The organism is Microbacterium sp. K41 (genome assembly GCF_004794395.1).
Taxonomy (GTDB): Bacteria; Actinomycetota; Actinomycetes; order Actinomycetales; family Microbacteriaceae; genus Microbacterium; species Microbacterium sufflavum.
On the sequence record NZ_SSDO01000494.1, the window covers coordinates 1 to 7,873 of the forward strand.

Below are 7,873 nucleotides of genomic sequence, written 5' to 3' on the forward strand. Positions count from 1 at the left end.
GTCAGCGGTCGTCGCGGGCGTCGTCCGGGTGCACGTCGCCCTGCACGCCGCCGGCGGTGCCCACCCCGATGTCGACGGTCGCGTGCACCCGTCCCTGCCGTTCCAGTCCCGCGAACCAGGGCACCCGCCCGGCGACCTCCGCCGCCCCGTCAGGCAGGGCCGCGACGTGCATCGTCACCCCCCGCTGCGCAAGCTCGCGATCCAGTTCCTCCAGCGCGTCGAGCACGGTGATGGACACCGCCGTCTGCTGCTGCAGCCCGAGCACCACCGCGGTCACCGGGGGCTGCAGACCCGCGACGGTGTCGAGCACGAGCCGTTCGTTCGCGAGGGCGTTCGCGGTGTACAGTCCCCGCTCCAGCTCGATCGCGACCACGGGGCCCACGCGCGTCGTCACGCGCACCCGCGGCACGTTCAGCTCGCGCAGCACCAGGATCAGCGTCACGACCACCCCGATCGCGACGGCCGGGAGCAGCCCGGCCGTCAGTCCGATCACCGCGACCGCGGTCGCGATCCAGAAGTCCGTGCGGCTGATCCGGAACCAGCGCACGAGCTGCGGCACGTCGACCAGTCCGACGACCGCGATGAACACCAGCGCGGCGAGGGTGGCCTCCGGCAGCAGGCTCAGGACCGGGCCGAGGAACAGCGCCACGAGCACCGCGAGGACCACGGTGACGAGCGTCGCGAGTTGGGTGCGCGCCCCGGCGCCCTGGTTCACCGCGCTCTGGGAGAAGCCCCCGGCGGCCGGCATCGCGGCGAAGAACGAGCCGACGGTGTTGGCCGCGCCCGTGGCGAGCAGCTCCTGGTCGCTGTCGATCGGAGGCTCGGCGGGCCGTCGCAGGCTGCGGGCGACCGCCGCCGACTCGAGGAACGCCATCACGGCGATCGCGAGGGCACCGGGAACGAGGACGGGAGCCTGTGCGAAGTCGGGCACCCCGGGCACGGGAAGGCCGCTGGGGACCGGTTCGATCAGATCGACGCCGAGCCGGTCGATGTGGCCCAGGCCCACCAGGAGGATGCCGCCGAGCACGACTACCAGGGCGCCGGGGACCCGGGGGAGGAAGCGGCGGCACAGTAGCAGCACCGCGACCGATCCGGCCGACAGCAGCACGGTCGCCGGGTTCACACTCGCCGCCGCCTCGCCCACGGCGACGAGCGACCGCAGGAAGCCGTGTCCGGAGAAGTCGAACGTCTCTCCCAGGAGTTTCGGCAGCTGCCCGACGGCCACGGTCGCACCGACCCCGATCTTGAGCCCCAGCACGGTCGCCCCGCTGATGTTCTCCACCAGGCTCCCGAGGCGGCACAGCCGCGCCAGCAGCAGGATCGCGCCCACGAGGAGCGTGAGCATCATGAGCGAGCCGAGGGCGTCGTCCGACCCCGCGGCGACCCCGGCCGAGACCAGGGTCGTGGCGGTCAGCGTGGCGATGGTCGACGTGGTCGACACGCTCATGGCGCGACTGCCGCCCAGCACCGCGTACACCAGCATCGGCACGATGCACGTGTAGAGGCCCACCTGCACGGGGAGGTTGGCGATCGTCGCATAGGCCATCGCCTGCGGCACGACCACGGCTCCCGCGGCGAGACCGGCGACGACGTCGCCCGTCACCCATCCGCGTCGATACCCGTCGAGGGTGCTGAGCATCCAGGGCGGCCTGCTCCTCGCGCCCATCCGTTCTCCCTCCACCGTGAGGGAAGCGTACTGCGGTGGACCGACGCGCCGCGCGCTTCCGGCCGGGCCGCCCCGCCGATCACCCGGGTGAACTCGCGCGCCACCCGGTGCGGCAGCGCTCCCACCGCGAGTATCGTCCCCCCGTGCCGTCGAAGTCCGACGACACCGACGTGCTCGATCTCGCGATCGTCTGGGGCCCTCTCGAAGGGCACGGTCGTGGGGGCGCGAACCCCGCCGCGCGCCCTCACGGTCCGTGGACCATCCGCACGCTCCACGGTCGGCCGACGTGGCAGCGGACCCGGGTCTGAATGCCGATGTCGGTGGCCGGGAGGAGGATGCGCGCATGCAGATCACACTCACGCAGCCGGCCGGCCTCGTGGCCAGCCCGGCCTTCAGCCATGTCGCGGTCGTGCCTCCCGGGGCGACGACCATCTACGTCGGGGGCCAGAACGGCGTCGACGAGTCCGGTGCCGTCGTCTCGACCGACGTCGGCGAGCAGTCGGTGCGCGCGGTGCAGAACGCGCGGGTGGCGCTCGAGTCGGCGGGCGCGTCGCTCGACGACGTCCTCAGCTGGACGATCCTGATCCATCAGGATGCCGATCTCCGCGCCGCGTACGGTGCCGTGGCACCCACGCTGGCGCGCGAGGGGGCGCCGCCGCTCGTGACAGCCGCTCTCGTGGCAGGGCTCGGCGTCCCCGGCGCCCTGATCGAGGTGAGCGCGGTCGCCGCGGTCATCCGCGACTGAGGTCAGAGGCGGCCGCGCACGGGGGTACGCTCCACCGTGTCCGGGGTGTCCGGCGGCGTCATCTCCGCCCGCACGCCGAGCAGCCGCACCTCCCGCGCGGGGTCGAGGGTGGCGCCGAGCCGCAGGGCCTCCGCCACCACCTCGTCGCGGCGGGTGGCGGGGGCGGGCAGCTTGTGGCCGAAGGTTTTGGTGTCGAACGGGGCGTAGCGCACCTTGAGGTGCACACGCACAACGGCCCGCCCCTCCTCCGCGCAGTCGTCGAAGGCCTGTCCGGCGAGCTCCCGGAGCGCCGCCTCCACCTGCTCGGGCGTCGTGAGGTTCTGCTGGTAGGTGGTCTCCCGGCTGTGGCTGCGGGCGACCCAGGGGGTGTCGTCGACCGCGGTGGGCCCGAGCCCGGAGCCGAGGCCGTGGTACCACACGCCCATCCGCGGCCCGAATTCGGCGATCAGCTCCTGCTCGTCCGCGTCGGCCAGCTCGCGCACGGTCGTGATGCCGTGCCCGGCCAGACGCTTCTGCACCTTGGGGCCGATCCCCCACAGCTCTCTCGTCCCGCGCTCCCCCATCACCTCGAACCAGTTGTCGGACGTGAGGCGGAACACCCCCCGCGGCTTTCCGAACTCGGTCGCGATCTTGGCGCGCACCTTGTTGTCCCCGATGCCGACCGAGCAGTGCAATGCAGTCGCCTCCCGCACCGCCGCCTGCGCCGCCCGCGCGACTCCTTCCGGGTCGTCGGTAGAGACACCGAGGAAGCACTCGTCCCAACCGAGCACCTCCACCACCACGCCCGGCAGCCCCCGCAGCGCCGTCATCACCGCATCCGACGCCCGCTCATACTCCTCGTGGTCGACCGGAAGGAACACCGCGTCCTCCGGTGCCTTGCGCGCGGCGATCTTCAACGGCATGCCCGAGCCGATCCCGTAGGCCCTCGCCTCATAGGAGGCGGTGGAGACGACCGCGCGCTCGGTGGGGTCGCCGCGCCCGCCGACGATCACGGGTCGACCGGCGAGCTCGGGGCGGCGCAGCACCTCGACGGCGGCGATGAACTGGTCCATGTCCACGTGCAGCACCCACTCGGCCATGCACCGAGTGTGGCGGCTGCGCGCGGGAAAGTCACCCCTCGCGCCGGGCTCAGCCCAGGGCGAGCCCGACCGCGGTCGCGAGCACGGCGAGCAGCGGCAGGGTTCCCTGCATCGCCGCGGCGCGTGCCTTCGAGCGATCGGAGAGCACCAGGACGAGGGCCGCGGCGAGCATCATTCCCGTGCCGGCCAGCACGAGCGTCACACCCACCGTGGCGGCGCCGACGATCACGAGACCGATGCCCAGCAGCGTCGTGAGCGCCAGGAACAGGTTGTAGAAGCCCTGGTTGAACGCGAGCTGCTTCATGGTCACGGCGTCGGCCTCGCTCGCGACGCCGAAGACCTTGCGGGTCTCCGGCTCGGTCCAGCGCAGGGATTCGAGCGCGAAGATGAAGACGTGGAAGGCCGCAGCGGCCGCGGCGAGGACGAGTCCGACGATGAGCACACCCGATTGTCCCGTCGCGAGGCGCTGCGGGGCAAGCCGCTCACACGAGGAAGACCGGCAGCAGCCCGGGGTTGTGGGCATGGACGAGGACCGCGAACACGACGGCGTCGAACAGCAGGTGGACGGTCACCACGTAGGCGAGAGAGTGCGTGCGGAGGAAGATGAAGCCCTGCAGCAGCGCGAACGGGATGGTCAGCAGCGGCCCCCACTCGCGATAGCCGAGCTCCCACAGGAACGACACGAACACGATCGACTGGAGCACGTTCGCCAGGGCGTCCGGGAAGTGCCGCCGCAGCAGGGCGAAGACGGTGCAGATGAAGAACAGCTCGTCCCAGATGCCGACCGCGCCGACGCCGACGAACAGGCGGGCGATGAGGTCGGGCGTGTCGACCACCGGCCAGTTCTGATACACGCCGCTGCTGATGAAGTAGTACGGCAGGATCAGCCAGCCCAGCACGAGCACCGCCACCAGCCAGCCCCACTGGAGCCGCCCCCAGCGCCGCCCCGTGCGCCACGGGAACGAGATCGCCCGGTCGCGGTACACGAAGCGGGAGATCAGGTACGGCACGGCGACCGCGCCGCCCAGCGCGAGGGTGAACCGCAGCATCGCGAGGTTGTCCAGCTCCGCGGCGAGCGGGATGACGCTCACGATCAGCATGCCGACCGCGATGAGCGACAGGTCGCGCGTGAGCGACGGGGTCCGTCGCCGCCCGTCTTCCGGCACCGCGCCCGCCTCCGCAGCGTCCGTCCGTCGGGAGTTCCCCGAGCGCTCCGCGACCCACGCCGCAGCGACGCCGACCGCGAGCAGCAGCCACCCGAGCCAGGGCAGTTCCAGCACGAAGAACGCCGGAGCCGCGGCGCACACGAGCGCGGCCGCCACCACGCCGCCCGCACGGAGGGAGGTGGCCGTCGCGGGCAGGGTCACGCGCGCGCCCGCCGACGGTACACGAGGTCGCGGATGTCGCGTCCCTTCGCGATGCCCTTCCGCTCGAAGGCCGTCATCACGCGCCCGTCGAAGCGCTCCGCCCACTCACCGTCGAACGCGCGCTCGAAGAGCGGATCCTCGTCGAGCACCTCGCGCATCTGGAGCGCATAGTCCTCCCAGTCGGTCGCGAGCCGCAGCAGACCGCCGTCGCGCAGCGCCCTGGCCGCGGTCGCGCCGAAGCCCGCACGGACGAGGCGGCGCTTGGTGTGCCGCTTCTTGTGCCAGGGGTCGGGGAAGAAGATCCACACCTCGCGCGCGGCACCCTCGGGCAGGTACGACGACAGCACCTCCGGCGCGTTGGCCTCGACCACGCGGAGATTGCGCGCGCCCTCCCGGTCGGCATCGAGCATGGTGCGCGCGAGTCCCGCCCGGAACACCTCGACCGCCAGGAAGTCGTCGTCCGGGCGGGAGGTCGCGGCGGCGACGATCGCGTGGCCCTGGCCCGAGCCGATCTCGACGTACAGGTCGGCGTGCCTGCCGTACTCGGCCGCGGGGTCGAGCCGTGCTTCCGGGTGCACCGAGGTCCAGGCCACGTCGCGCGGCACGTCCAGCAGGTACTGCGGGCCGAGCTCGGCGAAGGCGCGCTCCTGCGCGTCGGACATCCGGCCGCTGCGGCGCACGAAAGACACCGGTTCGTCGCGGAACGTGCGGGGTTCGGGCATGGTTCCAGGGTAGCCGTCGGCGCTCCGCCGCCCGGACCGGAGCGCTAGCCCGCCGGCTCCGTGACGAAGTCGATCAGCTCCTCCACACGGCCGAGCAGCGCGGGTTCGAGGTCGCGATACGTGGTGACCTTGGACAGGATGTGCTGCCAGGCCCGCGCGGTGTCGGCCTGGGTCTCGTGCGGCCATCCGAACGCGCGGCAGATGCCCGTCTTCCAGTCCACGCCGCGCGGGATCTCGGGCCACGCCGCGATGCCCAGCGCCCGCGGGGTGACGCACTGCCACACGTCGACGAATGGGTGGCCGACGATGCGCACGTGCCGACCGTGGGGTCCGCGGGCCACGGCCTCGGCGATGCGCGACTCCTTCGATCCCGGCACGAGGTGGTCCACCAGCACGCCGTAGCGCCGCTCGCGGCTGGGCGGCTCGGCGGCGAGGAGCTCGTCGAGCAGGTCGACGCCCTGCAGATACTCCACCACGACGCCCTCCACCCGCAGGTCGGCGCCCCACACCTTCTCGACCAGCTCGGCATCGTGGCGTCCCTCGACGAGGATGCGGCTGGGAAGCGCGGTCCTGGCGCGCTGGTCGGCGACCGCGAACGAGCCGGAGGCCGTGCGTCGCGGTCCCTGCTCCTTCGCGGCGGGGACGGTCAGCCGCACGGGCGCGCCGTCGATCAGGAAGCCGCCGCCGAGCGGGAAGAGGCGCTTGCGCCCCTTCCAGTCCTCGAGCTCGACGGTGCCGCCCTGCACGCGCGTCACCGCGCCGCAGTAGCCGTCCGCGGCGACCTCGACCACGAGGTCGATCTCGGCCGGGACGATCGGCACCTGCTTCGCTCCGCGTTCGCGCCAGCCCGACGCCAGCACATCCGATCCGTACCTGTCGTCCATGCCCTCCAGCGTATGTGTCTCCGCTGACGGCGAACGGCGATGCGCCCCGCGGCGCTGTCGCGTGTCGTACCCAGTGCATAGACTCGTGACATGGGGCTCGGCTGCCGGTCGGAGGGAACACGATGACGAAACGGTGGCTTGCGCTGGCCGCACTTCTGCTGGCCGCGATGATCGGGACGTTCAGCACGTCCGCCGCCTCCGCCACCGATCCGCTCACGCTCGACGCCGGGTACGTCACCGATCAGGCCGGGGTCCTGAGCCCGTCCGAGAAGAGCACGGTCGAGACCCGCTTGCAGGAGCTCTCGGCCAACTCCTCGGCCGACCTCTTCGTCGTGCTCGTCGACGACTTCACCAACCCCTCCGACAGCGCGGACTGGGCCGACGCGGTGGCGTCGGCGAACAACCTCGGCCCGTCGCAGTACCTGCTCGCGATCGCGGTCGACGGCCGCAGCCTCTACATCTCCGCCGACTCCTCCGGTCCGCTGAGCAACAGCCAGCTCGACGGCATCGAGAACGACATCGCACCGCTCGCGGGAGCCGGGGACTGGGCGGGCGCGATCACCCTCGCGGCCGACCGGATCCAGGGCGACGGCGGCGCGGGTGCCCTGCGGGTGACGCTCATCGTGGTCGCGGTCGTCGTCGTGCTGCTCCTGATCTGGCTCGTGGTCTCGCTCGTCCGCCGTGCGCGGCGCAACGCCGCCATCCGCGAGCGCGGCGCGATGCCCGAGACCCCCGACCCCGCCGACCCGTTCTCCACGCTCACCGACGCGCAGGTCGAGCAGCAGGCCGGTGCCGCGCTCGTGCAGGCCGACGACGCCATCACGTCCAGCCGCGAGGAGCTCGGCTTCGCGGTGGCGCAGTTCGGCGACGGGGCGACGGCCGAGTTCACGCGCGCGGTCGACGAGGCCAAGGCGAAGATCGCGGAGGCGTTCGACCTGCGGCAGAAGCTCGACGACGAGATCGAGGACTCCGTCCATGACCGCCGGGCGTGGCACATCCGCATCATCCAGCTCGCCGACGAGATCGACCGCGTGCTCGACGAGAACACCGAGGCGTTCGACGCACTGCGCCAGCTGGAGCAGAACGCGCCGCAGGAGCTCGAGCGCGTGCGCGGAGAGCGCGCCGCACTGACCCCGCTGCTGCCGACCGCCGCCTCGTCGCTCGCCGCGCTCTCGGCCGCGTACGATCCGGCCGCGTTCGCCACGGTGGCCGACAACCCGACGCAGGCGCAGGAGCGTGCAGCCCTCGCCGACCGCTCGATCCAGGCTGCCGAGCAGGCGATCGCCGCCGGGCGATCGGGCGAGGCGGCGTTCGCGATCCGCACCGCGGAGCAGTCCGTGGCGCAGGCCGGCCAACTGGTGCGGGCGATCGTGGCGCTCGGCACGGAGCTGTCCGCCACGCAGCGCGCCG

The 7,873-nt window shown here is 72.5% G+C and carries 8 protein-coding genes; 2 read left to right on the plus strand and 6 right to left on the minus strand.

Features of this window, described 5'->3' with window-relative positions; all coding sequences use genetic code 11:
* Nucleotide 1: 1 nt before the first annotated feature.
* Nucleotides 2-1,639: a SulP family inorganic anion transporter gene (locus DW309_RS16405; RefSeq protein ID WP_136045976.1), complete on the minus strand. Its 1,638-nt coding sequence runs from the start codon at nucleotides 1,637-1,639 to the stop codon at nucleotides 2-4.
* Nucleotides 1,640-2,009: 370 nt separating this feature from the next.
* On the opposite strand from DW309_RS16405, the gene DW309_RS16410 reads away from it, so the two are divergent.
* Complete coding sequence (locus DW309_RS16410; RefSeq protein WP_136035634.1) at nucleotides 2,010-2,411, plus strand: RidA family protein; 402 nt, start codon at nucleotides 2,010-2,012, stop codon at nucleotides 2,409-2,411.
* A gap of 2 nt (nucleotides 2,412-2,413) precedes the next feature.
* Here the strand turns inward: DW309_RS16410 and DW309_RS16415 are convergent, their stop codons facing one another.
* From DW309_RS16415 to DW309_RS16435, 5 genes are read right to left on the minus strand one after another with little or no spacing between them, the layout of a single operon-like run.
* Entirely contained in the window at nucleotides 2,414-3,490 is a 1,077-nt protein-coding gene (locus DW309_RS16415; RefSeq protein WP_205812843.1) for a DNA polymerase IV, read from the minus strand.
* Between the two features lie 49 nt (nucleotides 3,491-3,539).
* Nucleotides 3,540-3,932: a DUF1304 domain-containing protein gene (locus tag DW309_RS16420; RefSeq protein ID WP_136045977.1), complete on the minus strand. Its 393-nt coding sequence runs from the start codon at nucleotides 3,930-3,932 to the stop codon at nucleotides 3,540-3,542.
* Nucleotides 3,933-3,972: 40 nt separating this feature from the next.
* Nucleotides 3,973-4,857: a CPBP family intramembrane glutamic endopeptidase gene (locus DW309_RS16425; protein WP_168387309.1), complete on the minus strand. Its 885-nt coding sequence runs from the start codon at nucleotides 4,855-4,857 to the stop codon at nucleotides 3,973-3,975.
* Entirely contained in the window at nucleotides 4,854-5,579 is a 726-nt protein-coding gene (gene trmB, locus DW309_RS16430) for a tRNA (guanosine(46)-N7)-methyltransferase TrmB (RefSeq protein ID WP_136032587.1), read from the minus strand. The genes DW309_RS16425 and trmB overlap by 4 nt, the downstream gene beginning before the upstream one ends.
* Before the next feature lie 44 nt (nucleotides 5,580-5,623).
* Nucleotides 5,624-6,463 carry a DUF3097 domain-containing protein gene (locus DW309_RS16435; RefSeq protein ID WP_136045978.1) on the minus strand — a complete coding sequence of 280 codons (840 nt, stop codon included), beginning with the start codon at nucleotides 6,461-6,463 and terminating at the stop codon, nucleotides 5,624-5,626.
* A gap of 122 nt (nucleotides 6,464-6,585) precedes the next feature.
* Here DW309_RS16435 and DW309_RS16440 point away from each other — a divergent pair.
* Nucleotides 6,586-7,873, plus strand: a 1,288-nt coding sequence (locus DW309_RS16440) for a TPM domain-containing protein (RefSeq protein ID WP_136045979.1), incomplete at its 3' end; no start/stop codon positions are given.